Origin of the sequence: Streptomyces sp. MST-110588 (genome assembly GCF_022695595.1) — a bacterium.
Taxonomy (GTDB): domain Bacteria; phylum Actinomycetota; class Actinomycetes; order Streptomycetales; family Streptomycetaceae; genus Streptomyces.
Map to the genome: position 1 here is coordinate 969198 of NZ_CP074380.1, position 23737 is coordinate 992934.

Below are 23737 nucleotides of genomic sequence, written 5' to 3' on the forward strand. Positions count from 1 at the left end.
AAACGTACCGCCGCTCCGGGTTCCGCCCGGGGCGGCGGTTCTTTGTGCCCCAGGAAGTCCCCAGAGGGCGCCCACGGCGCCCGGGACGGGGCGAATGAGGTGCCCTCCCATGAGGCATGCGGGACGGCCGTGACGGCACTCACAGGGCTTTCCCGCGGGTGAACGCGCGAGGGGCCCGGAGCGATGCGGACATGGCGTCCGATGCGCTCCGGGCCCCTGCGCCAGGTCCCTGTCCTACTGCGCGTCGCGCCGCAGGCTCGGCTTGAGCTCCTTGAGCCGGCCGAGCAGACCGTTGACGAAGGCCGGGGAGTCGTCCGTGGAGAACTCCTTGGCCAGTTGTACCGCCTCGTCGATCGCCACCGCGTCCGGGGTGGCGTCCACCCAGATCAGCTCGTACGCGCCGAGCCGCAGGATGTTGCGGTCCACGACCGGCATCCGGTCCAGCGTCCAGCCGACGGAGTAGGTGGAGATCAGTTCGTCGATGCGCTCGATGTGGTCCGCGTACCCCTCGACCAGCTCCAGGGTGTACTCGTTGACCGGCGGCTGCCGGGAGTCGGTCCGGGCGTGCCGCATCCAGTCCGCGAGCACGGACTGCACGTCGGCGCCGCGCTGATCGGCCTCGAAGAGGATCTGGAAGGCGCGCTTGCGGGCCTTGTTGCGGGCGGCCACGGTTAGCTGTTCACCCGGCCGAGGTACTCACCGGAACGGGTGTCGACCTTGATCTTCTCGCCGGTCGTGATGAAGAGCGGTACCTGGATCTCGTAGCCGGTCTCCAGGGTCGCGGGCTTGGTGCCACCGGTGGAGCGGTCGCCCTGGACGCCGGGCTCGGTCTCCTGGATGGTCAGCTCGACCGCGGCCGGCAGCTCGACGTAGAGCACCTGGCCCTCGTTCTGGGCCACGACCGCCTCGAAGCCCTCGAGCAGGAAGTTGGCGGCGTCACCGACGGTCTTGCGGTCGATGTGGAGCTGGTCGTAGGTGTCCATGTCCATGAAGACGAAGTACTCGCCGTCCATGTACGAGAACTGCATGCCGCGCTTGTCGACGTTGGCCGTCTCGACCTTCACACCGGCGTTGAAGGTCTTGTCCACCACCTTGCCGGACAGCACGTTCTTGAGCTTGGTGCGGACGAAGGCCGGGCCCTTGCCGGGCTTGACGTGCTGGAACTCGACTACGGACCAGAGCTGGCCGCCTTCGAGCTTGAGCACCATGCCGTTCTTGAGGTCGTTCGTGGATGCCACGGTTGCGGTATCTCCTGGACTGCAGTCAGGTGGGGACCGGGGAAAGGCACGCGCAGAGCCGGTCGGCTCACAGCGCGAGCAGCTCCTTGGTCGTGATCGTGAGTAGCTCGGGCCCGCCGTCCGCCTCGGGGCGGACGACGAGTGTGTCGTCGATCCGGACGCCGCCGCGGCCCGGGAGGTGTACCCCCGGTTCGACGGTGACCGGCACGCAAGCGTCCAGTTTACCCATGGCCGCAGGTGACAGCCGAGGGTCCTCATCGATTTCGAGCCCCACACCGTGACCGGTCCACGGCTTGAGCCCCTCCCCGCGGCCCGCTGCCCGGAGCACCTGGCGGGCCGCCCGGTCCACCTCACGGCACTCCACACCGGGCGCCAGCGCCTCCCGGCCGGCCCTCTGGGCTGCGAAGACCAGATCGTACAGCTCGATCTGCCAGTCCGCGGGCGTGGTGCCGATCACGAACGTACGGCCGATCTGGCAGCGGTAGCCGCGGTAATTGGCGCCCAGGCCCACCGTCAGGAAATCCCCCTCCTCCACCCGGCGGTCGGTCGGAAGATGCCCGGAACGAGCGGCGTTGGGGCCGGTTCCCACGGAGGTGGGAAAGGCGGCGCCGTCCGCGCCGTGATCCACCAGCCGGCGCTCCAGTTCCAGCGCGAGATGGCGTTCGGTCCGGCCGACGAGGATCGACTCCAGGAGTTCGCCCAGGGCCTGGTCGGTGATCTCCCCGGCGATCCGCAGACAGGCGATCTCGTCCTCGTCCTTGATCAGGCGCTGCTGCTCCACGGCACAGGCCAGGTCCGCCAGGCGCAGCCGGGGGCGACCTGGGCGAGCGCCCGGTGCCGGGCGACGGTCAGGTGGTGCTCCTCCACGGCGAGCGAATCCGCGCCGGCCCGCGCGGCGAGGTCGGCCCCGGCCACGACCGGGTCCCCGCCCGGCGTCGGCAGTACGCACACCCGCAGGTCCTCGGCGGGCCGCCCCTGCGCGGGGTCCCCGGACAGCGCCTGTGCACACAGCAGCAGATCCTCGGCGGGGCCGAGAAGGACCGTGCCGCCCGGCGGCGCGCACCCGGTGAGGTAGCGCACATTGGCGGGCCGGGTGACCAGCGCGGCAGCGCTGCCGGCCGCGGCGCAGCGGTCACGCAGCCGCGCACGTCGGGCGGCGTACAGCTCGGACATGCCCCGAGCGTACGGTCACCACCCCGACCCGGCCGGTCGGGCGGGGCCGCCCGGGGGACCCGTACCGGCACCCACGGCCCGGCACGGGCCCTCCGGGTCACGGGCGGCGGCCGGGTGCCGGTGGCTCTCCGGGAATCAACCCGCAGGTGCGGGGGCCACTTGTCAACGGCGACCTTGAAGGGCTCGATCGGGGGCCAACCCCGCACGCGCGGGGACCACGATGCCGCCACCTTCGCCGTCTCCGCCGCGGCGGGGCCACCCCCGCACGCGCGGGGACCACAGGAGTTGACTTGGGGTTTTACTCGGTGGGGGTGCTGTTTTTGCTTGCTTGCTGAGAATCGGACATTTCATTCATGGTCGGTGGCGGCCGGGTACGGGGCGCCCGGTAGCCGACCCGCTACCAGTTGGGCGGGCTGGCGATGCTGCGGGCGACCACGTCGTCCAGCATCCGCGCCGTGGTGGCCACGTCGTGCGAGGAGTTGTCGATGATCGGCAGGCCGGAGCCGTACCAGCCGGCCATCCGGCCGTGGATACGGGCGACCTCCTCGTCCGACAGCCGCCGGTTGCCGGAGCGCCGGGCGTTGCGCTCCAGCACGATCTCCAGGCCCGGCAGCAGGACGACGGGCAGCAGGCCGGGGCCGACGTGGCGTTTCCAGCCGCCGAGGCCGACGACCGGGCGGTCGGGGAAGACCGCGTCGTCCAGGATGCAGGATATGCCGTTGGCCAGGAAGTTGCGGGCGGCGAAGCCGCAGGTGCGGCGGGCCAGCCGGTACTGGGCCTCGGAGTGGTCGTTCCAGCCGCTCTGCGGGTCGGCGAAGCCGGATCTGACCCACTCGCGGACGTCATCGAGGCTGATGTGCGCGGTGGGGACGCGCCGGGTGTCGGCCCAGTGCCGGGCGACGCTGGTCTTGCCCGCGCCGGCCGGGCCGATGAGCAGGACGGCCACGGCGGCGTGCGCGGCGTCCGGCGCGGCGGTGCCGGGCGGCGGGCTGGGCAGGGTGACGGGGGCGCCGGGCGGGAGCTGGACGTGCCCGGTGGGCTCGGGGGCGGGCGGCTGGTGCGGCGGGTGGCCGTTCCAGCCGGGCGCGGGGGCACCGCCCTGCGGAGGGACACCGCCCTGCGGAGGAACGCCGGGCGCGGGCGGCACCGGGGCCGCGGGCGGACCTGTGCCGGGGGCGCGGGCGGGCCCGCGGGCACGGGCGGCCGGCCCGGCGGTATGGGGTGGCCGGGGCCCGGGGTCCAGTTCATGGCGGCTCCCGGTACGGACACCGGTCCGTGCGGCGGCGGCAGCGGAGCCCCCACTGCGTACTGCATCCGGTGGCTCTCCGTCTCGTGCGGTGGGCTGGGCGCTGGGTCGGTGGTACGCGTTTCCGGTGCGGGTGGCGGTACGCGTGTCCGGTACTGCGGTGGTGCGGTGGTACGTGCGATCGGCCTGTGGGGCCGGCCGTCTGGACGCGTGGGCGTGCCGGGCGGCGAGAGTACGGTACTCCGGCGCGCGCAGCCCCGCCGCCCCGACTACCGCCGGGACGTGCTCCCGCCCCAGCTCAGCAGGGGTGCTGCCGCCGCCGGCCCCGGCCGTCGAAGGTTCAACGGCCGGGGCCGGACGGAAGTGCCCGGCGCCCCGGAGGCACTTGAAGGCGGCCGGCACGTCAGGAGGTGAGCTGGTCCGCCAGGGCCCGCAGGGCGAGCTTGTAGGAATCGATGCCGAAGCCGGCGATCGTGCCACTGGCCACGGCCGCGATGACCGAGGTGTGGCGGAACTCCTCGCGCGCGTACGGGTTGGAGATGTGCACCTCGATCAGCGGCGCGGTGCGCTGCGCCGCCGCGTCCCGCATCCCGTACGAATAGTGGGTGAAGGCGCCCGGGTTGACGACGACCGGAATCGAGCCGTCCGCTGCTTCGTGGAGCCAGCGGATCATCTCGCCCTCGTCGTTGGTCTCCCGGACCTCCGCCTCCAGGCCCAGTTCCTTGCCGAGCGCGGCGCACTGTTCGACCAGCCCGGCGTAGGAGGTGGCGCCGTACACGTCCGGCTCGCGGGAGCCCAGCCGGCCCAGGTTGGGGCCGTTGAGCACGAACACCCGGCGCGGCTCGGGGCCCTGCGCCCCGCTCATGCGGCGATCTCCGCGTGCGCGGCCAACAGCATGGCCGGGTCCGGGCTCTCCAGGACGGTCGGCTTGGCCAGGCCGTCCAGGACGATGAAGCGCAGCCGGTCGCCGCGGGACTTCTTGTCCACCTTCATCGTCTCCAGCAGCTTGGGCCACTGGTCGCCGCGGTAGGTCAGCGGCAGGCCGACGGATCCCAGGACGGCGCGGTGCCGGTCGGCGGTGGCGTCGTCCAGCCGCCCGGCGATCCGGCCGAGTTCGGCGGCGAAGACCATGCCGACGGAGACGGCGGCGCCGTGCCGCCAGTTGTAGCGCTCGTTCTTCTCGATGGCGTGCGCGAGGGTGTGCCCGTAGTTCAGGATCTCGCGCAGGCCGGATTCCTTGAGGTCCTGGGAGACGACCTCGGCCTTGACCCGGATGGCCCGCTCGATCAGCTCGGCGGTGTGCGGCCCGTCGGGGCGCTTGGCGGCCTCGGGGTCGGCCTCGATGAGGTCCAGGATCGCGGGGTCGGCGATGAAGCCGGCCTTGATGACCTCGGCCAGGCCCGAGACGTAGTCGTGGACCGGGAGGGAGTCCAGTGCGGCCAGGTCGCACAGCACACCGGCCGGCGGGTGGAAGGCACCCACCAGGTTCTTGCCCTCGGCGGTGTTGATGCCGGTCTTGCCGCCGACCGCCGCGTCCACCATGCCCAGCACGGTGGTCGGTACGGCGATCCAGCGCACCCCGCGCAGCCAGGTCGCGGCGACGAAGCCCGCCAGGTCGGTGGTGGCGCCGCCGCCCACACCCACGATCACGTCGGTGCGGGTGAAGCCGGTCTGCCCCAGCGCCTTCCAGCAGTACGCGGCGACCTCGGCGGTCTTGGATTCCTCGGCGTTGGGTAGCTGAACGGCGATGGCCTCGTACCCCTGCGCGGCCAGGTCCTCGCGCAGCGCCTCGCCGGTGGCGGCCAGCGCCTCCGGGTGGAGCACGGCGACCCGCTTGGCGTCGGTGCCGATCAGGCCGGGGAGTTCGCCCAGGAGCTGCCGGCCGACGAGGACCTCGTACGGGTCGCTGCCCGCCGTACCGCCGACCTGGATACGGGTGGCGTGCTGCGTCACGGGTGTTCCTCCCTGCTGGGGGTCCGGGGGCGCTCCCCCGGGGTCTGAAGGGGCTTGAGGGCGTCCAGGACGGCCTCGGCGACGTCCTGCGGGCTGCGGCCACCGGTGGTGACCACCGCGCGGGCGACCTCGGTGTACAGCGGGCGGCGCTGTTCCATCAGCTCGCGCCAGCGGCGGCGCGGGTTGACGGCGAGCAGCGGGCGCGGGGCGTCCAGGCCCACCCGCTGTACGGCGTCGGCGAGTTCGACGTCCAGGAAGACCACGGGCAGCCCGGTCAGCAGCGCCCGGGTGCCGTCGTCCATGACCGCGCCGCCGCCGAGCGCCAGCACGCCCCGGTGCTCCTGGACCGCGGCCCTTACGGCCTGCCGCTCCAGCTCGCGGAAGTGCCCCTCGCCGTCGTCCACGAAGATGTCGGGGATGGGCTTGCCGGCCCGTGCCTCGATGTCGGCGTCGGTGTCGCGGTAGGAGGTGCCCAGCTTTTCGGCCAGCAGCGCTCCCACGGTGGACTTGCCCGCGCCGGGCGGGCCCACCAGCACGACGGCCGGCGCCGTCCGGTCCTCGGTCACCTGATCGCCAGATTGTCGAGGTAGGAGCGGACGTTGCGGCGGGTCTCGGGCACGCTGTCACCGCCGAACTTCTCGGTCACCGCGTCGGCCAGGACCAGGGCGACCATCGCCTCGGCCACGATGCCGGCGGCCGGCACCGCGCAGACGTCCGAGCGCTGGTGGTGGGCCCGGGTCGGTTCGCCGGTGGTGACGTCGACGGTGGCCAGCGCGCGCGGAACGGTGGCGATGGGCTTCATCGCGGCCCGTACGCGCAGCAGTTCGCCGGTGGTCAGTCCGCCCTCGGTGCCGCCGGAGCGGCCGGTGGACCGGCGCAGTCCGTCCTGGGTCGGGACGATCTCGTCGTGGGCCTTGGAGCCCGGTACGCGCGCCAGGTCGAAGCCGTCGCCGACCTCGACGCCCTTGATGGCCTGGATGCCCATGAGGGCGCCGGCCAGCCGGGCGTCCAGCCGCCGGTCCCAGTGGACGTGCGAGCCCAGGCCGACGGGCACGCCGTACGCGAGGACCTCGACGACGCCGCCCAGGGTGTCGCCGTCCTTGTGGGCCTGGTCGATCTCGGCGACCATCGCCTTGCTCGCGTCGGCGTCCAGGCAGCGGACCGGGTCGGCGTCCAGCTTCTCGACGTCCGAGGGCTTGGGGTAGACGCCGTACGGGGCCTTGGCCGCGGCCAGCTCCACCACGTGCGAGACGATCTCGATGCCCGCGGTCTCCTTGAGGAAGGAGCGGGCGACCGCGCCCAGTGCCACGCGGGCGGCGGTCTCGCGCGCGGAGGCACGCTCCAGGATCGGGCGGGCGTCCGGCACACCGTACTTCTGCATACCGGCGAGGTCCGCGTGGCCGGGGCGGGGCCGGGTCAGCGGCGCGTTACGGGCCAGTTCGGCCAGCTCCGCCGGGTCGACCGGGTCGGCCGCCATGACCTTCTCCCACTTGGGCCACTCGGTGTTGCCCACCATGACCGCGACCGGTGAGCCCAGGGTGATCCCGTGCCGTACACCGCCGAGGAAGGTGACCTCGTCACGCTCGAACTTCATCCGGGCACCCCGGCCGTAGCCGAGCCGGCGGCGGGCCAGGGCGTCCGCCACCATGTCCGTGGTGATCGGGACGCCGGCCGGGAGGCCCTCCAGCGTCGCCACGAGTGCGGGGCCGTGCGACTCCCCCGCCGTCAGCCAGCGCAACCTGCTCAACGATGCTCCTCAGGGCCGTACGGGATTCTCCCGCAGATCCTCCCATGGGCGCACACCCGCGCGACCCCGAGGTCCACGGTACGGACGCCTCACATACCTGTGCCGAGGTGACCGCGACCGGCTAGGGCGTTTCTGATGGATCTCCGTGGAAGACGGAGCGGTGTTCGGTGCGTGCGCTCGGCGTGCGGTGTGAAGGGTCATGTGGCGGAGCCACCTGTCCCTTTGCGCCGTGCGGCGAGGGTGCGTGCCGGGCGTCGCGAGGCCGCGGAGATCCGTCAGAAGCGCCCTACACCCGACGCCCGGCCAGCGCCGCCTGCCCCGCCGCGCGCATCGCCTCCAGCGGGGCGCGGTCGCAGCCCGTCATCTGTTCGACCTGGAACACGGCCTGGTGGACGAGCAGGTCCAGGCCGCCGATCACCTTGCCGCCGCGCGCGGACCAGGCCGCGGCGAGCGGGGTCGGCCACGGCTCGTACAGCACGTCGAAGAGCACGCCCGGGGCCTGAGGAACGGCGCCGGCCAGGTCGTCGGTGGCCCCGGCGGGGGTGGTGGCGACCACCAGGGGCGCGTGGAGCGCGGCGGCGGCGTCGGCCCAGTCGGCCGTACGGACCGCGACGCCCAGCCGCTCGCCCCAGTTCCGCATCTCCTGCGCGCGGGCCCGGCTGCGTACGTAGACCGTCACCTCGCCCGTACACAGGGGGGCCAAGGCGGCGAGTGCGGAGGAGGCGGTGGCGCCGGCGCCGAGGACCGCGGCGTGCTCGACGCCCGTCATACCGCGCTCGTGCAACGCCGCCCGTATGCCGGGGATGTCGGTGTTGTCGCCCAGGCGCCGCCCGTCCTCGGTGAAGACGACGGTGTTGACGGCCTCGACCGAGGCGGCGGTGTCGCTGACCTCGTCCAGGAGCGGGATGACCGCACGCTTCAGGGGCATGGTCAGCGACAGCCCCGCCCACCCGGGGCCGGTGCGTTCCATGAAGCCGGGCAGCGCGGCCTCGTCGACCTCGTACCGCCCGTACTCCCGGTCGCTGAGCCCCAGTGCGGCGTACGCGGCCCGGTGCAGGGCCGGGGAGAGGGAATGGGCGATGGGCGACCCCAGGACCGCCGCCTTCGTTCTCCGCGTCATCGTCGGCACTGCCCGCCCTCAGCCCTTCTTCCGGCGCTCGTTGAATTCCTCGACGAGTTTCTGGTGCTCTTTGTAGGTCTTGGTGAACTTCGTGGTCTTGCTGTCCAGCGAGATGAAGTAGTACCAGCCGTCGGTGGTCGGGTTCAGCGACGCCTTGACCGCGTCCACGCTCGGATTGCCGATCGGACCGGGCGGCAGGCCCTTGTAGAAGTACGTGTTGTACGGGTGGTCCAGCTTGCGGATCTGGGAGAGCGGAATGTCGATCTTGCTCTGGTTCTTGGCGTAGTTGTAGGTGGAATCGAACTGGAGCTTGCCGTAGGTCTCCGCGTTGCCCGGCTTGAGCCGGTTGTAGACGACCTCGGCCATCTTCCGGAAATCGTCGTGGGTCATGCCCTCGGCGGTCACCAGGCTGGCCACCGTGATCACCTCGCGCGGCGACTTCAGCCCCAGCTTCCTGGCGCCGGCGGCCAGGTCGAGCTTGTCGTACTCCTGGACGGCCCGCTGCACCATCTGCCGCAGGACGTCCTTCGGCGCCGCCTTCTCGGTCACCTCGTACGTCGAGGGATACAAGAAGCCCTCCAGCGGGTCCTTGACCTTGTCGTCCGCCTGCTGCGCCCAGTCCGGCAGCCCCAGGTTCGCGGCCTGCTCCTTGGCCACCTTCTGGGTCGTGCCCTCACTGAGGTTCAGCTTCTTGTCGATCAGCCGGTAGACGGCGACGTCCCGCAGCCCCTCGGGGACGGTCAGGCCGCTGCGGCTCTTGGGGTCCAGCATCAGTTGGACGGCGGCGGCGGCCGACATCTCCTTGCGCAGCGAGTACACACCCGCCTGGAGGCTGTTGGCCTTGCTGCTCTCGCCCGCCGCCTGCGAGAAGGCGTCGGCGCTCTTGACGACGCCCTTCTCCTTGAGGATCAGGCCCATCTGCATCACGGTGGCGCCCCGCGGGATCTCGACCTGGACCGGCGCGCCACCGTTGCCCGTGAAGTCGGGGCCGGGCCGAAGCGGCTCTTCCAGAAGTCGTAGCCGAAGTACGCGGCGGCGCCGCCCCCGCCGACGAGGACGACGGCGACGATCAGGCAGGCCAGGCCGCTGCGGCGCCTGGGCTTCTTCTTGCCGCCGGGCTTGCTGCCGTCGGCCTTCTTGCCGCGGCGCTCGCGGGCGGACCGGCGGTCCTCCTCCGGTTCCTCCTCGTCGTCCTCGTCCCGGTCCCGGGCGTCGTCCGAACGATTGTCGTTCCGGCCGCGGTCGCCTTGACGGCCGCCGTCGCGGCGGTCGTCCCGGTCCTCCCGGTGGTCGTCCTGGTCGGCGAAGAAGTCGTTCTCCGCGAAGAAGGGGTGCTCCGGCTCCCGCTCCCGCTGCTGCTCCCGCTCCTGCTGCTCGTGATCGGGCCCGCGCTGGGGGCCGAGGCCGCCCTCGCGGTGGGGCCGCTCGTACTCCGGCCGCCGGTCGTACCCCGTGCCCTGCCCGTCGTACTCCCGCCCCTGCTCGTACGCCTGCGGTTCGGGCGCGGCCCGCCAGTCGTCGCCCGGCGCGCCGCGCCGCTGCTGTTCGTGCAGGGGGGCCTGCTGCCGCAGGTGCCGGGGCTGCGGCGGCGGGAAGGCGTCCGGGGTGCCGTAGTAGTCGGGGCTGCCGCCGCTGTACGGGTCGACGGGCCGCTGCTGCCCGTACGGGTCGTGCGGGTCGTGGGGCACGCCGCTCCGGGCGGGGTCCCAGCCGCCGTTGTACTGCTGGTGCTGCTGATGCTGCCCGTGCTGCTGCTGGTGGGGGTGGTGAGGGTCGTGGGACTGCTGGGGGTAGTGACCGCCGGCCTGCCGTTCGTCCCAGTGCTGTCCCGACGGGTCCGCGTACCCCTGGTGGTGCGAGGGGTTGCCGTATCCGCCCTGCTGCTGACCGGTCTGGTAGGGATCGTGTCCCGGCTGGTGCGGCCCGGCTCCGTAGGAGGGGCCGCCGTGCTGCGACGGGTGTGGCTGCTGAGGCTGCTGCGACTGGGGGTCACCTCCGTACGGACCCGGTCTCCGTAGAGCGGGTCCTCCGGATGCCACGGTTCGGAGCCGTAGCCCCGGCCATACTCAGTCATCGATCCCCTAGAGCCGCGAGGCGGTGCGCTCCATGGTGGCAGCGCTTCTGTCGTACCGGTCCGCCTCTTCTTGCACGCGCGGCTGTTCGAACCGCCGCCGCGTCGCGCGGAACGTTACCGTACCGCGATCAGATGACCACTTCGACGCTCTCGCCCGGCGGTCGCCCGGACACCCGTTCGGTCTCCAGCGCGCTCTGCAGGATGACCACCGCTGCCGCCTGGTCCACGACCGAGCGGCCCTTCTTGCTCCTGACCCCCGAGGCCCGCAACCCCTGTGTCGCTGTGACGGTTGTCATGCGCTCATCGACCAGCCGGACGGCCACGGGAGCGATCCCCTTGGCCATCTCCTGGGCGAAGGCCCGGACCTTGGCCGCGGCCGGCCCCTCTCCCCCGTTGAGGGAGCGGGGCAGACCGACGACGACCTCGATGGGCTCGTACTCCTCGACAATCGCCTTGAGCCGCCGGTGCGCTGAGGGAACGTCACGTCCGGGGACGGTCTCCACCGGAGTGGCGAGCACCCCGTCGGGGTCGCACGAGGCGACCCCGATCCGGGCGTCCCCGACGTCGATGGCCAGGCGCCTGCCGCGCCGCATGGAGGTCACGGCGCTCAGGCCGCCTCGGCCACGAGCCGCTCGACGGCCTCGATGGCCTCGGGCACGGCGGCGGCGTTCTGACCGCCGCCCTGGGCGACGTCCGGCTTGCCGCCGCCGCCTCCGCCGAGCGTCTTGGCGGCCGTACGGACCAGGTCACCGGCCTTGACGCCGCGCTCGCGGGCGGCCTCGTTGGTGGCGATGACCGTCAGCGGGCGGCCATTGGCCACCGTGAACAGCGCGACGACGGCCGGCCGGTCGCCCGGGATGCGGCCCCGTACGTCCAGCACCAGCTTGCGCAGGTCGTCGGCCGAGGTGCCCTCGGGCACCTGGGCGGCGACCAGGGCCAGCCCGCGGACGTCCTTGGCGCCCGCGGCCAGCCCGGCGGCGGCCTGGAGCACCTTCTCGGCGCGGAACCGCTCGATCTCCTTCTCGGCCTCCTTGAGCTTGGCCAGGACGCCGGAGATCTTCTCGGGCAGCTCGTCCGGGCGGCCCTTGACCAGCTCGGTGAGCTGCGAGACGACCGTGTGCTCGCGGGCGAGGAACTTGTAGGCGTCCACGCCGACCAGGGCCTCCACGCGGCGTACGCCGGAGCCGATGGAGGACTCGCCGAGCAGCTTGACCAGGCCGAGCTGGGCGGTGTTGTGGACGTGGGTGCCGCCGCACAGCTCCTTGGAGAAGTCGCCGATGGTCACCACGCGGACCCGGTCGCCGTACTTCTCGCCGAACTCGGCGATGGCGCCCTGCTTCTTGGCCTCCTCCATGCTCATGACCTCGGCGTGTACGTCGAGTTCACGGGAGAGCACCTCGTTGATCTTCTGCTCGACGTCGGTGAGGACCGTGCCGGGTACGGCGGTCGGCGAGCCGAAGTCGAAGCGGAAGCGGCCCGGGGAGTTCTCCGAGCCGGCCTGTGCGGCCGTGGGGCCCAGGGCGTCACGCAGCGCCTGGTGGGTGAGGTGGGTGGCGCTGTGGGCGCGGGCGATGGCGCGGCGGCGCCTGACGTCGATGGCGGCGTACGCGGCTGCGCCGAGGACGACCTCGCCGACCTGGACGGTGCCCTTGTGCACGATGACGCCGGGAACCGGCTGCTGGACGTCGCGGACCTCGATCACGGCGCCGTTGTCGAGCTTGATGCGGCCGGTGTCGGCGAGCTGGCCGCCGCCCTCGGCGTAGAAGGGGGTGCGGTCCAGGACGACCTCGATGTCGTCGCCCTCGTGGGCGGCCGGGGCGGAGAGGCCGTTGACGACCAGTCCGACGACGACGGACTCGCCCTCGGTGTCGGTGTAGCCGGTGAAGACCGTGGAGCCGGCGGAGTCGGCCACCTCGCGGTAGGCGGACATGTCGGCGTGGCCGTGCTTCTTGGCCAGGGCGTCGGCCTTGGCGCGCTCCCGCTGCTCCTTCATCAGGCGGCGGAAGCCCTCCTCGTCCACCGAAAGGCCCTGTTCGGCGGCCATTTCGAGGGTGAGGTCGATGGGGAAGCCCCAGGTGTCGTGGAGCAGGAACGCCTTGTCGCCGGAGAGCACCTTGCCGCCGGAGGACTTGGTCTCGCTGACGGCGGTGTCCAGGATGTTGGTGCCGGCCTTGAGCGTCTTGAGGAAGGCGGCCTCCTCGGCGAGGGCGACCGTCTCGATGCGCTTGCGGTCCTCCAGCAGCTCCGGGTACTGCTGCCCCATCGTCTTGATGACGACGTCGAGCAGGTCGGCGACGACCGGGCCGGTGGCGCCGAGCAGCCGCATGTTGCGGATGGCGCGGCGCATGATGCGGCGCAGGACGTAGCCACGGCCTTCGTTGCCGGGGGTGACGCCGTCACCGATGAGCATCGTGGAGGTACGCATGTGGTCGGCGACCACGCGCAGCGACACGTCGGTGTCCCGGCCCGTGCCGTAGGCGACACCGGTGAGGTCGGTGGCCTTGTCGATGACCACGCGCAGGGTGTCGGTCTCGTACATGTTCTGGACGCCCTGGAGGATCATCGCCAGGCGTTCCAGGCCGAGGCCGGTGTCGATGTTCTTGCTGGGCAGCTCGCCGAGGATCTCGAAGTCCTCCTTGCCCAGGCCCGCACCGCGCTCGTACTGCATGAAGACCAGGTTCCAGATCTCCACGTAGCGCTCGTCGTTGACGGCCGGGCCGCCCTCGGCGCCGAACTCCGGGCCGCGGTCGTAGTTGATCTCCGAGCACGGGCCGCAGGGGCCCGGGACGCCCATGGACCAGTAGTTCTCCTTCTTGCCCAGGCGCTGGATGCGCTCCTTGGGCACGCCGACGACCTCGTGCCAGATGCGCTCGGCCTCGTCGTCGTCGAGGTAGACCGTGATCCACAGCCGCTCGGGGTCCAGGCCGTAGCCGCCGTCCGCCACGGAGCTGGTCAGCAGCTCCCAGGCGTACTTGATGGCGCCTTCCTTGAAGTAGTCGCCGAAGGAGAAGTTGCCGCACATCTGGAAGAACGTGCCGTGCCGGGTGGTCTTGCCGACCTCTTCGATGTCGGGGGTGCGCACGCACTTCTGGACGCTGGTGGCGCGCTGGAAGGGCGGCTTGACCTCGCCGAGGAAGTACGGCTTGAAGGGCACCATGCCCGCGGGAACCAGCAGCAGCGTCGGGTCGTCCGCGATGAGCGACGCGGACGGCACGACGGTGTGCCCGCGCTCCTCGAAGAAGCGCAGCCAGCGGCGGCGGATTTCAGCCGACTCCATCAGTGGTCCTCTTTTCCGGTCGGTCCGGTCGGGCCGGTCGTTCTCGTCGTGGAAGGGTGCGTGGGAAGCGCCGCGCGGGGGCGCGGCGCGGGCAGCTCCTGTGGCGCGCCGCGGTCGGTCAGACCCAGCGCCTCCTGGAGCTGCTCTTCACGGTCCGCCATTCCGCTGCGTACGTCCAATGCAAATTGACGCAGCCGGTGTCCGGTCTCGACGGCTTTGTCCGCGGCCTGGGCGGCGAGGCTGTCGGGATGGAGCTTGCGCAGCTTGCGGTTGACCTTGGTGGTGGCCCACACTCCGGCGGCTGCGCCGGTGGTGAACCAAAATGCGCGGCGGAACATCGCTGTGATCAGTCCTTGGAGCGGCGGTTGCGGCGCCCGCCACGGCGGGCGGGGGGCAGGGTACGGCTGACGACGACCGTGCGCTCGGGCTCGGGGGCGCCCTTCTTGCCGATCGCGCGGCGCACGCCGTAGCCGAACGCCGCGACCTTGACCAGCGGGCCGCCGAAGGCGGAGGAGACGGTCGAGGAGAGTGCGGAGGCGTTGGCGGTGACTTCCTGGACGTCGGCGGCGATGGCGTCGACGCGGGCGAGCTGGGTGTGCGCGGAGCGGACGGTCGCGGACGCGTCGGCGAGCAGCGGTACGGCCTGTTCGGACACCTCGGCCACCATCTTGGTGGTCGCCTTGAGCGTCTGCGCGAGCCTCACCAGCACCAGGGCGAGGAAGGACACGAGGATCGCCCAGAAGACGGCCACGAGGATCCCGGCCACCTCTCCACCGGACACGTTGGCACCACTCTCCGACTGCTCTCGTCTGGATCTTCGCTCGACCTGCTCGATCGGCGGACTCCGACCTTATCGCGCCGCGCCACCGCGTCCGTACCGCATTCCCCGTCCGGCGCCGGTGTCCCTCATGAGGCACCGGCTCCCGCCCTGCCGGGGTGGGGGCGGGAACGACGAACCCGCCGCCTCCCGCGCCGCGAACGGCGGGGAGACGGCGGGCCGGGTGCGGATGACCGCGGTGACTACGTCCGGATCAGCGGGCGTAGTACTCGACGACGAGCTGCTCGTCGCAGATCACCGGGATCTCCTTGCGCTGCGGCTCGCGGTCCAGGCGGAAGGCCAGGGCCTTGAGGTTGACCTGGAGGTAGCGCGGGGTCTCGCCCTCGGGGGCGTAGCCGCCCTCACGCGCGACCTGGAAGGGGTGCTTCTCGCGGCTGCGCTCGCGGACCATCACGACGTCGTCGGGACGGACGCGGAAGGACGGCTTGTCGACCTTGCGGTCGTTCACCGAGATGTGGCCGTGCACGACCATCTGACGGGCCTGGTAGATCGTCCGGGCCAGGCCCGAACGCAGGACGAGCGCGTCCAGACGGCGCTCAAGCTCGATGATCAGCGCTTCGCCGGTCTTGCCTTCGACCTTCCGAGCGCGGTCGTAGGCACGCGCCATCTGGCGCTCGCTGATGTCGTACTGGGCGCGCAGGCGCTGCTTCTCCAGCAGACGGACCTTGTAGTCGCTGGACTGCTTACGGCCACGGCCGTGCTCGCCCGGCGGGTAGGGACGGGCCTCGAAGTACTTGACGGCCTTCGGCGTCAGGGCGATGCCGAGCGCGCGGGACTTCTTGACCTTGGGACGCGACTGGTTCACGTGGAACGGACCTCCGTGTAAGTTAGGTGAGGCTTACCTTACTGCGAGGAGAACGCATGTTTCGACCTGGGATCCCCCTGCCCAGTGCTGGTCAGAGCGCTGAAGAGGGTCAGCCGCGTCCCGTGGAAGACGCCCGGCAACCGACCGCTGCCGAGCGCGTGCGAACTCTCGCCGAGTCCAATGGTATGGCGTCGCTGAGCATTCCCGGAGTCGAGGTCCCCGACGAGAGCGCGCTGGCGGCTCCCGTCTGCCGGACCGTGACACCCGAAGGAGACGTGCTGTTGCTGGTTCCTGGGGACTGTGCGGCGGCCCGGGCGGCCGTCCACGCCCAGGACGACGACCTCGCGGCCGTGATGGAGATCACGGACGTGGCACCGGTTTCGGTACCGCATCGTGTCCGTGGACGGGCCTGGATCGCCGGCTGGCTCACTCCCGTACGCAACGAGGAGCGGGCCCGCGCCGCCATGCTGCTCGCCGAGCGGCACCCGGTGGGCGAGCTGCTGGGCATCGGTGAGGCACTGCAGCCGGATCCGGCGCCGGGGATGTACGGGCGGGCCGCCTGGGTGATGCTGCGCCTGGAGGTCGGCGAAGCGAGCGTGGACGACCTGTGGGGCGTGCAGTCCGTCGAGCCGGAGGAATTCGCCGACGCCCTGCCCGACCCGCTGGTGGCCCACGAGGCGGAGCTGCTCCAGCACCTGGACGCGGCGCACGGCGCGCAGGTACGCGGGCTGTGCTCGCTGCTGGGCGACCGCTCGCGGCGGCTGTGCGGCGCGCGGGAGGGCCTGGACGCCGTCACGGTCACGCCGGTGGCGCTGGACCGCTTCGGCCTGCGGGTGCGCTTCACGGACGCCGCACGCAACTCCTTCGACGCCCGCTTCGAGTTCCCCGAGCCCGTACGCGACGTGGCGGAGCTGCGCCGCGCGATGCACACCCTCTTCGAGGCCGCGCAGTAGACCGGGCCGGACCGGGCCTTGCCGGCGCCCGGCCGCGACCGGGGGTTTCCCGTGCGGTGCGGCTCCCGGCTGCGTACGGCGTCGCAAGGGTTTCCGTACGGCGTCGGGAGGCTTTCTGTACGGCCTCGCGAGGTTTTCCGTACGGTCCGTACGGCGGCCCGTCAGCCGGCGGAACCCGAGGCGCTCCCCGTCCCCTCGCCGGACCGGTCGTCGGCCCGCGCCGCATCCGGGGCGGGAGAGGGAGCGGGACCGGTGGCCGGCTCGGCCGGGCGGGGCGGCGCCTCGCCGCGCAGCCGGGCGCGCACCCGGTCGGTGACCTCCGCGTACCGGGCCTCGGCTCCGTAGCGGGTCGGGGTGTAGTACCGCTTGCCGTGCACCGCGTCCGGGGCGTACTGCTGGGCCGCGATGCCGCCCGGCAGGTCGTGCGGGTACTGATAGCCCTTGCCGTGGCCGAGCTTCTCGGCGCCCTTGTAATGACTGTCGCGCAGATGCGGCGGCACCGGCCCGGCCAGCCCCGCCCGTACGTCCGCCAGGGCGGCGTCGATCGCCAGGTAGGCGGCATTGGACTTGGGCGCGAGCGCCAGCGCGATGGTGGCCTGGCTCAGCGTGATCCGGGCCTCGGGAAGCCGATCATCGCCACGGCCTGGGCGGCGGCGACCGCGGTCTGCAGCGCCGTCGGGTCGGCCAGGCCGATGTCCTCGCTCGCGGAGATCATCAGCCGCCGGGCGATGAACCGCGGGTCCTCGCCCGCCTCGATCATCCGGGCCAGGTAGTGCAGCGCCGCGTCCACGTCGGAGCCGCGGATGGACTTGATCAGGGCGCTGGCGACGTCGTAGTGCTGGTCGCCGTCCCGGTCGTACTTCACCGCGGCCCGGTTGACGGACTCCTCCAGCGTCGTGAGCGTGATCTCCTTCTCGCCCTTGGAGATCGCGGCCCCGGCCCCGGCCTCCAGGGCCGTCAGGGCCCGCCGGGCGTCTCCCCCTGCGATCCGCAGCAGATGCGCCTCGGTGTCCTCAGGGAGCGTGACCGCCCCGGCCAGTCCGCGCGCGTCGGTCAGCGCGCGCCGCAGCAGTGCGCGCAGGTCCTCGTCGGTGAGCGGTTCCAGGGTCAGCAGGAGGGAGCGGGAGAGCAGCGGGGAGATCACGGAGAAGTACGGGTTCTCCGTGGTCGCCGCGATGAGCGTGACCCAGCGGTTCTCGACGGCGGGCAGCAGGGAGTCCTGCTGGGCCTTGCTGAAGCGGTGGATCTCGTCCAGGAAGAGGACCGTCTCCTTGCCGTAGCCGCCCGAGGCCCGGCGGGCGCCGTCGATGACGGCCCGGACCTCCTTGACGCCCGCCGTGATCGCCGACAGCTCCACGAAGCGCTTGTTGGTGGCCTGGCTGACGACATAGGCCAGCGTCGTCTTGCCGATACCGGGCGGCCCCCACAGGAAGACCGAGGACGGGCCCGCGGGTCCGCCGTTCCCCTCCCCCACCAGACGGCGCAGCGGCGAGCCGGGCTTGAGCAGGTGCTGCTGTCCGACCACCTCGTCCAGGGTGCGCGGACGCATCCGTACGGCGAGGGGAGACCCCGCGGGGTCTTTCTCCTGGCGGTCTTCGGCAGCGGCGGTGAACAGGTCGGGCTCCACGTCCCCGAGCCTATGTCACCCCACTGACAACGCCGGTGGAACGGCCGTGGCCCGGCACCCGGCCGTTCCGGGTACCGGGGCCACGGGCCGCGCGGGGGCCGGTCGGGCCTTCCGGCCGCTCAGAGCAGCGAGCTCCAGTACGTCCACCAGTTGGTGAGGATCAGCAGCGCGATCACGCCGTACCACAGCACCGGGACGACCCAGTGGAACTCCAGCACGGCACCGCGCACTCCCTGGGGCACCCGGATGATCCCGTGCTTGATGTTGTGCACGGTGGTGTACCAGAACATGGTGAGCGTCGTGAGCCAGGCCAGGGTGCACCACAGGCACAGCGCGTTGATGTCGTACAGCGCCTGGCTCATCAGCCACATGCAGAAGGCGGTGCCCAGGAAGGTGCCGATGTTCAGGCCCACCCAGAACCAGCGGCGGTAGCGCGCGCCGGCCACCACGCCCATGCCGATGGCGACGACCGCGCCGTACAGCACCAGGCCGGCAACCGGGTTCGGGAAGCCGAAGACGTCCGCCTGCCAGCTCTTCATCACGTCCGTGCAGGAGACGATCGGGCTGACGGTGCACGCCGGCGTGAAGTTCGGGTCCTTCAGCAGCTCGATCTTGTCGGTCGTGATGACGAACGAGGCGAGCACGCCGAGGGCACCGGTGATCGCCAGCAGCCAGCCGAGCCCGCGCCCCGCGCCGATGGAACCCCCACCGCCGCCGCGGTCGTCTTCGGTGGACACGTCGTCAAGCGCTGTCGTCGTCATATCGCCGTTCCGTCGATGCCGTGGAGGTCCCGGTGGCGCGGTGACATCGCGCCCGGGAGGTGCTTTTGGGGCCTCATTGTGCCCCAACTCCGCGCCATATCACCGTTCGATGGACATAAAGGCACCTCACCGTGCACCGTCCGGCCCGGGCCGGACGGACCCCAAGGGAGCGTGGCGGGAGCGCAGAGGGGCACGGACCGGGACACGGAGCGGCCCGGCCGGCAGCCTTGCGCCACCGGCCAGGCCGCTTCACACGATCACCCGGTCAGCATGCCGGATCAGCCCAGCCTGCGCCGGACCTCCTCGGTGACCGCGTCCAGCGCGACCGCGGTCTGCTCACCGCTCTCCAGGTCCTTGACCTGCACCACGCCTTCGGCCAGGTCCCGTTCGCCCGCGACGACCGCCAGGCGGGCGCCGGAGCGGTTGGCGGACTTCATGGCGTTCTTCAGACCTTTGCCGCCGAAGGCGAAGTCCGCGGCGATCTTGGCCCGGCGCAGCTCGGTGACCACGGCGAACAGGGTCCGGCGGGCCTCCTCGCCGAGCGGCACCGCGAAGACGGCCGTGGCGGCGGGCAGTTCGAGCTCGATGCCCTCGGCTTCCAGCGCCAGCACCGTACGGTCCACGCCCAGCGCCCAGCCGACCGACGGCAGCGCGGGGCCGCCGATCATCTCGGACAGGCCGTCGTAGCGCCCGCCGCCGCCGACCGCGGACTGCGCGCCCAGGCCGTCGTGGACGAACTCGAAGGTCGTACGGGTGTAGTAGTCCAGCCCGCGCACCAGCTTCGGGTCGTCCTCGTACGCCACGCCCGCCGCGCCCAGCAGCTCGCGCACCTGCTCGTGGTACGCCTTGCACGCCTCGCACAGGTGGTCGCGCAGCAGCGGCGCGCCCGCCAGTTGCTCCTGGACCTGCGCACGCTTGTCGTCCAGGACCCGCAGCGGGTTGATGTCGATCCGGCGCCGGGTGTCCTCGTCCAGGTCCAGACCGCGCAGGAAGTCCTGGAGGGCGGCCCGGTAGACGGGGCGGCACTCCTTGTCGCCGAGCGAGTTCAGCAGCAGGCGGAAGTTCTTCAGCCCGAGGGACTTGTACGCGTCGACGGCGAGGATGATCAGCTCGGCGTCCAGCGCCGGGTCCTCGGCGCCGATCGCCTCCGCGCCGACCTGCGAGAAGTGGCGGTAGCGGCCCTTTTGCGGGCGCTCGTAGCGGTAGTAGGAGCCGGAGTACCAGAGCTTGACGGGCAGGTTGCCGGACTTGTGGAGGTTGGCCTCCAGCGCCGCGCGCAGGACGGAGGCGGTGCCCTCGGGGCGCAGGGCCAGCTTGTCGCCGCCCTTGGTCTCGAAGGCGTACATCTCCTTGGTGACGATGTCGGTGGACTCGCCGACGCCGCGCGCGAACAGTTCGACGTTCTCGAAGCCGGGGGTCTCGATGTAGCCGTAGCCGGAGCGCTTGAGCGGCGCGGAGATCGCCTCGCGCACCGCGAGGTAGGTCGCGGACTGCGGCGGGATCAGGTCGTAGGTGCCCTTGGGGGCCTTGAAGGTGCTCACGGAAGTCTTGTCACATTCCTCGTCGCGGAGCCGCGGTGGGTGCCTGGGCTCCGAGGCCGGCGGCCACCTCCCGCAGGTACGGGTTGGTGGCGCGCTCGCGGCCGATGGTGGTCTGGGGACCGTGTCCGGACAGCACCACGGTCGAGTCGTCCTGGGGCAGGCACACGCGTGCCAGCGACCGCAGGATCTCGGCGTGGTCACCGCCGGGCAGATCTGTGCGTCCGATGGAGCCGGCGAACAGCAGGTCGCCCGAGAAGAAGACCGGCGGAATGTCGGCCTGCTCGGGCATCCGGAAGGTCACCGACCCCTTGGTATGGCCCGGGGCGTGCGCGACGGTGAATTCCAGACCCGCCAGTTCCAGCTTCCCGCCGTCGGCCAGTTCCTTGACGTCGTCCGGTTCCCCGACGGTCAGCTCGCCCATGAGCGGCTGCCCGATGGAACGGCCCAGCGCCTTTTCCGGGTCGCTCATCATGTAGCGGTCCGCGGGGTGGATCCAGGCCGGGACGTCGTGCGCCCCGCACACCGGGACGACCGAGGCGACGTGGTCGATGTGGCCGTGGGTGAGGACGACGGCGACGGGCTTGAGCCGATGCTTCTTCAGCGTTTCCTCGACGCCCTCGGTGGCCAGATGGCCGGGGTCGATGATCACGCACTCCTCACCTGCGGCCGGGGCGACCAGGTAACAGTTGGTCCCCCAGGCCCCGGCGGGGAACCCGGCAATCAGCACGTTCGTCCTTAAAATTCGGTCCGGCAGACAGATCCCAGAGGGTTCAGCAGTTCCAGAGCCTACCGGCGGGACTCCCGCGGGGGCGAACCCGTATACGGTACGGGCCACGGCAGATCACGAGCGCACACAAGGAGACGACCGGTGGTCAGCAGCGATCAGCGGCGGCGGCAGCTCGCCCGGGAGAAGTTCGAGCGCCAGCAGCAGCGGCGGGCCGCGGCCCGGGCCAAGGCCAAGCGGCGCAACGCGGTCATCGCCGCCGTCCTGGCGGTGGCGCTGGCGGGCGGCGCAGCCTCGTGTGCCGCCCTGACCGCGAACGGCGACAAGGGCAAGGACGAGAAGTCCACCGACGCGGCGGCCCGGCCGACGACCCCGGCCAAGGCTCCCGACCCGTGCGGCAAGCCCGCCCCGGGCAAGCCGTCCACGCAGCACTGGGAGAAGGAACCGGCCATGTCGGTCGACACCTCGGCCGCGTACACGATGAAGCTGAAGACGACCTGCGGTGACATCGGCCTGAAGCTGGACGCCGCCAAGGCCCCGCACACCGTGAACGCCTTCGCCTTCCTCGCGGACAAGAAGTACTTCGACCACAGCAAGTGCCACCGGCTGACCGACCAGGGGATCTTCGTCCTCCAGTGCGGCGACCCGACCGGTACGGGCAAGGGCGGCCCCGGCTTCACCCTCCCGGACGAGAACCTCAAGGACCCCCGGCTCAAGGGCGGCGTCTACCCGGCGGGCACGGTGGCGATGGCCAACCGTTACGACGGCCGCGACGAGAAGACCCGCAACACCGGCGGCAGCCAGTTCTTCCTCGTCTACCAGGACAGCCGGCTCCCGGCGAACTACACCCCCTTCGGGACGGTCACCGAGGGCATGGACGTCCTGAAGAAGATCGCCAAGGCGGGCACCACGCTCGATCCGGCCACGCAGAACACGGCGCCCAACGCCACGGTGGTCATCGACCGGGCGACCGTCACCACGTCCTGAAACCGCCTGTTCCCCGGACCGCCGAGACCTGGGATCACCGGGTCCCAAGAGGTCCCCGGCCGCCGGACGGCGCCGCCGGGGGACCTCCACGGGCCCCCGCGCGGCACCCCGCGGGTGACCTCCACGGGCCCGTAAGGGACTCGTAAGGGGTGCGCACCACGGAATTTCGGTCGTGCTGGATGCGGACAGCCGGGCCGCCGGTCGCCTAGATTGGCGTTGTGCAGGGTGCTTGCTCTGGGGTCCCGTGGCCGATGGCCCAGGGAGGCTGTCCCCCGCACCCGCAAGACAGCCCGTCGGACCGGCCAGGGCGCGGCCCTGCCGGACAGAAAATGTGGACGATGCCGGGGGGCGAACGCCCTCGTCGGCATCATGTGGAGGAGGCGCTGTGAGCAGCGACCCATGGGGCCGCGTCGATGAGACGGGGACCGTGTACGTGCGTACCGCCGACGGCGAGCAGGTCGTCGGATCGTGGCAGGCGGGATCTCCCGAGGAGGCCCTCGCCTACTTCGAGCGCAAGTATGAGGGCCTGGTCGTCGAGATCGGCCTCCTCGAGCGCCGGGTCAAAACCACCGACCTGTCGGCGAAGGACGCGACGGCCGCGATCGAGCACCTGCGTCAGCAGGTGGACGAGCACCACGCCGTGGGCGACCTGGACGCCCTGAAGAAGCGGCTGGACAAGCTCGTGGGCGACGTCGAGGCCCGCCGGGAGGAGCGCAAGGCCGAGAAGGCCCGGCAGAGCGACGAGGCGCGCCAGGCCAAGGAGAAGCTGGTCGCCGAGGCCGAGGAACTGGCGGCCAGCGAGCAGTGGCGGGCGGCGGGCGAGCGGCTGCGCGCGCTGGTCGACACCTGGAAGGGCCTGCCGCGCCTGGACCGCAAGGCGGACGACGAACTGTGGCACCGCTTCTCGCACGCCCGTTCGGCGTTCTCCAAGCGGCGCAAGGCGCACTTCGCCTCGCTGGACGCCCAGCGCGAGGAGGCCCGTAAGACCAAGGAGAAGCTGGTCGCCGAGGCGGAGGCGCTGTCCGGCTCGACGGACTGGGGCCCCACCGCGGCCCGCTACCGCGAGCTGATGGCCGAGTGGAAGGCCGCGGGGCGCGCCCAGCGGGAGCACGAGGACGACCTGTGGAACCGCTTCCGCGGCGCCCAGGACATCTTCTTCCAGGCGCGCGGCGAGGTCTTCGCGGAGCGGGACGCCGAGCAGCGGGAGAACCTCACCCGCAAGGAGGAACTGGTCGCCGAGGCGGAGAAGCTGCTGCCGGTCTCGGACCTGAAGGCCGCGCGGGCGGCCTTCCGCTCGATCAACGAGCGCTGGGAGGCGATCGGTCACGTCCCGCGGGACGCCCGCCCGAAGATCGAGGGCCGGATGCACGCGGTCGAGCGCGCCATCCAGGAGGCCGAGGAGGCCGACTGGCGGCGTACGAACCCCGAGGCGCGGGCCCGGGCGGAGGGCCTGACCGGCCAGCTCCAGGACGCCGTGGACAAGCTCCAGCGGCAGATCGACGCGGCCCGGGCGGCCGGGAACGACGCCAAGGCCGACAAGCTCGCGCGGGAGCTGGAGGGCCGGCAGGCGCTGCTGGACCAGGCGCTGAAGGGCCTGGAGGAGTTCGGCGGCTGAGGGCGCGCGCCCTTCGCGGCTGACAGCGGCCACCACCCCGAGGGCCCTGTACGGATCT

The 23737-nt window shown here is 71.8% G+C and carries 20 protein-coding genes and 3 pseudogenes; 3 read left to right on the plus strand and 20 right to left on the minus strand.

Annotated elements, in window-relative coordinates; translation table 11 throughout:
• Positions 1-234: 234 nt before the first annotated feature.
• The 16 genes and pseudogenes from nusB to rpsD all read right to left on the minus strand — a co-directional run bounded on the left by nusB (position 235) and on the right by rpsD (position 15471).
• Positions 235-669: a transcription antitermination factor NusB gene (nusB, locus tag KGS77_RS04350; RefSeq protein ID WP_242578762.1), complete on the minus strand. Its 435-nt coding sequence runs from the start codon at positions 667-669 to the stop codon at positions 235-237.
• A 2-nt stretch (positions 670-671) separates the two neighbouring features.
• Positions 672-1238: an elongation factor P gene (gene efp / locus KGS77_RS04355; protein ID WP_242578763.1), complete on the minus strand. Its 567-nt coding sequence runs from the start codon at positions 1236-1238 to the stop codon at positions 672-674.
• 67 nt (positions 1239-1305) lie between these two features.
• Positions 1306-2411 (minus strand): annotated as a pseudogene (locus KGS77_RS04360) (aminopeptidase P family protein).
• A 397-nt stretch (positions 2412-2808) separates the two neighbouring features.
• Positions 2809-3725 (minus strand): annotated as a pseudogene (locus KGS77_RS04365) (Pro-rich N-terminal domain-containing protein).
• Positions 3726-4060: 335 nt separating this feature from the next.
• Entirely contained in the window at positions 4061-4522 is a 462-nt protein-coding gene (aroQ, locus tag KGS77_RS04370; RefSeq protein ID WP_242578764.1) for a type II 3-dehydroquinate dehydratase, read from the minus strand.
• Positions 4519-5610, minus strand: coding sequence for a 3-dehydroquinate synthase (aroB, locus tag KGS77_RS04375; protein ID WP_242578765.1), 1092 nt, complete (start codon positions 5608-5610; stop codon positions 4519-4521). Before aroB ends, aroQ begins: the two co-directional genes overlap by 4 nt.
• A complete protein-coding gene (locus tag KGS77_RS04380; RefSeq protein WP_242578766.1) occupies positions 5607-6176 on the minus strand; it encodes a shikimate kinase in 570 nt (189 codons plus the stop codon). Before KGS77_RS04380 ends, aroB begins: the two co-directional genes overlap by 4 nt.
• The gene (gene aroC / locus KGS77_RS04385) at positions 6173-7357 is read right to left on the minus strand and encodes a chorismate synthase (protein ID WP_242578767.1); all 1185 of its coding nucleotides are present in this window, start codon (positions 7355-7357) and stop codon (positions 6173-6175) included. Before aroC ends, KGS77_RS04380 begins: the two co-directional genes overlap by 4 nt.
• Positions 7358-7643: 286 nt before the next feature.
• Positions 7644-8477 carry a shikimate dehydrogenase gene (locus tag KGS77_RS04390; protein WP_242578768.1) on the minus strand — a complete coding sequence of 278 codons (834 nt, stop codon included), beginning with the start codon at positions 8475-8477 and terminating at the stop codon, positions 7644-7646.
• Positions 8478-8495: 18 nt separating this feature from the next.
• Positions 8496-9395: an endolytic transglycosylase MltG gene (mltG, locus tag KGS77_RS34880; protein WP_347404437.1), complete on the minus strand. Its 900-nt coding sequence runs from the start codon at positions 9393-9395 to the stop codon at positions 8496-8498.
• A 5-nt stretch (positions 9396-9400) separates the two neighbouring features.
• The gene (locus KGS77_RS34885) at positions 9401-10516 is read right to left on the minus strand and encodes a hypothetical protein (RefSeq protein ID WP_347404438.1); all 1116 of its coding nucleotides are present in this window, start codon (positions 10514-10516) and stop codon (positions 9401-9403) included.
• A gap of 163 nt (positions 10517-10679) precedes the next feature.
• Positions 10680-11144: a Holliday junction resolvase RuvX gene (gene ruvX, locus KGS77_RS04400; RefSeq protein ID WP_242578769.1), complete on the minus strand. Its 465-nt coding sequence runs from the start codon at positions 11142-11144 to the stop codon at positions 10680-10682.
• Between the two features lie 14 nt (positions 11145-11158).
• Positions 11159-13828: an alanine--tRNA ligase gene (gene alaS, locus KGS77_RS04405; protein WP_242578770.1), complete on the minus strand. Its 2670-nt coding sequence runs from the start codon at positions 13826-13828 to the stop codon at positions 11159-11161.
• On the minus strand, positions 13828-14166 hold the full coding sequence (locus KGS77_RS04410) for a DUF6167 family protein (protein ID WP_242578771.1): 339 nt from the start codon (positions 14164-14166) through the stop codon (positions 13828-13830). Before KGS77_RS04410 ends, alaS begins: the two co-directional genes overlap by 1 nt.
• An 8-nt stretch (positions 14167-14174) precedes the next feature.
• Positions 14175-14609 (minus strand): DUF948 domain-containing protein, encoded by a 435-nt coding sequence (locus KGS77_RS04415; protein WP_242578772.1) that lies wholly within the window; start codon positions 14607-14609, stop codon positions 14175-14177.
• A 250-nt stretch (positions 14610-14859) separates the two neighbouring features.
• The gene (gene rpsD, locus KGS77_RS04420) at positions 14860-15471 is read right to left on the minus strand and encodes a 30S ribosomal protein S4 (protein WP_242578773.1); all 612 of its coding nucleotides are present in this window, start codon (positions 15469-15471) and stop codon (positions 14860-14862) included.
• 185 nt (positions 15472-15656) lie between these two features.
• On the opposite strand from rpsD, the gene KGS77_RS04425 reads away from it, so the two are divergent.
• Positions 15657-16424 (plus strand): DUF2470 domain-containing protein, encoded by a 768-nt coding sequence (locus KGS77_RS04425; RefSeq protein WP_242578774.1) that lies wholly within the window; start codon positions 15657-15659, stop codon positions 16422-16424.
• Between the two features lie 284 nt (positions 16425-16708).
• On the opposite strand, the pseudogene KGS77_RS04430 reads toward KGS77_RS04425, so the two are convergent.
• From KGS77_RS04430 to KGS77_RS04445, 4 genes and pseudogenes are all read right to left on the minus strand, one after another.
• Positions 16709-18051 (minus strand): annotated as a pseudogene (locus KGS77_RS04430) (replication-associated recombination protein A); the annotation flags it as partial.
• Between the two features lie 119 nt (positions 18052-18170).
• Entirely contained in the window at positions 18171-18812 is a 642-nt protein-coding gene (locus KGS77_RS04435; RefSeq protein ID WP_242578775.1) for a vitamin K epoxide reductase family protein, read from the minus strand.
• Between the two features lie 278 nt (positions 18813-19090).
• Positions 19091-20353 (minus strand): histidine--tRNA ligase, encoded by a 1263-nt coding sequence (gene hisS, locus KGS77_RS04440; RefSeq protein WP_242578776.1) that lies wholly within the window; start codon positions 20351-20353, stop codon positions 19091-19093.
• A gap of 10 nt (positions 20354-20363) precedes the next feature.
• Entirely contained in the window at positions 20364-21080 is a 717-nt protein-coding gene (locus tag KGS77_RS04445; RefSeq protein ID WP_242578777.1) for an MBL fold metallo-hydrolase, read from the minus strand.
• Between the two features lie 141 nt (positions 21081-21221).
• Between KGS77_RS04445 and KGS77_RS04450 the strand changes: the two genes are divergently transcribed.
• Together KGS77_RS04450 and KGS77_RS04455 are read left to right on the plus strand one after the other, a co-directional pair.
• A complete protein-coding gene (locus KGS77_RS04450; protein ID WP_242578778.1) occupies positions 21222-22064 on the plus strand; it encodes a peptidylprolyl isomerase in 843 nt (280 codons plus the stop codon).
• Between the two features lie 385 nt (positions 22065-22449).
• Complete coding sequence (locus KGS77_RS04455; protein WP_242578779.1) at positions 22450-23679, plus strand: DUF349 domain-containing protein; 1230 nt, start codon at positions 22450-22452, stop codon at positions 23677-23679.
• Positions 23680-23737 lie beyond the last annotated feature (58 nt).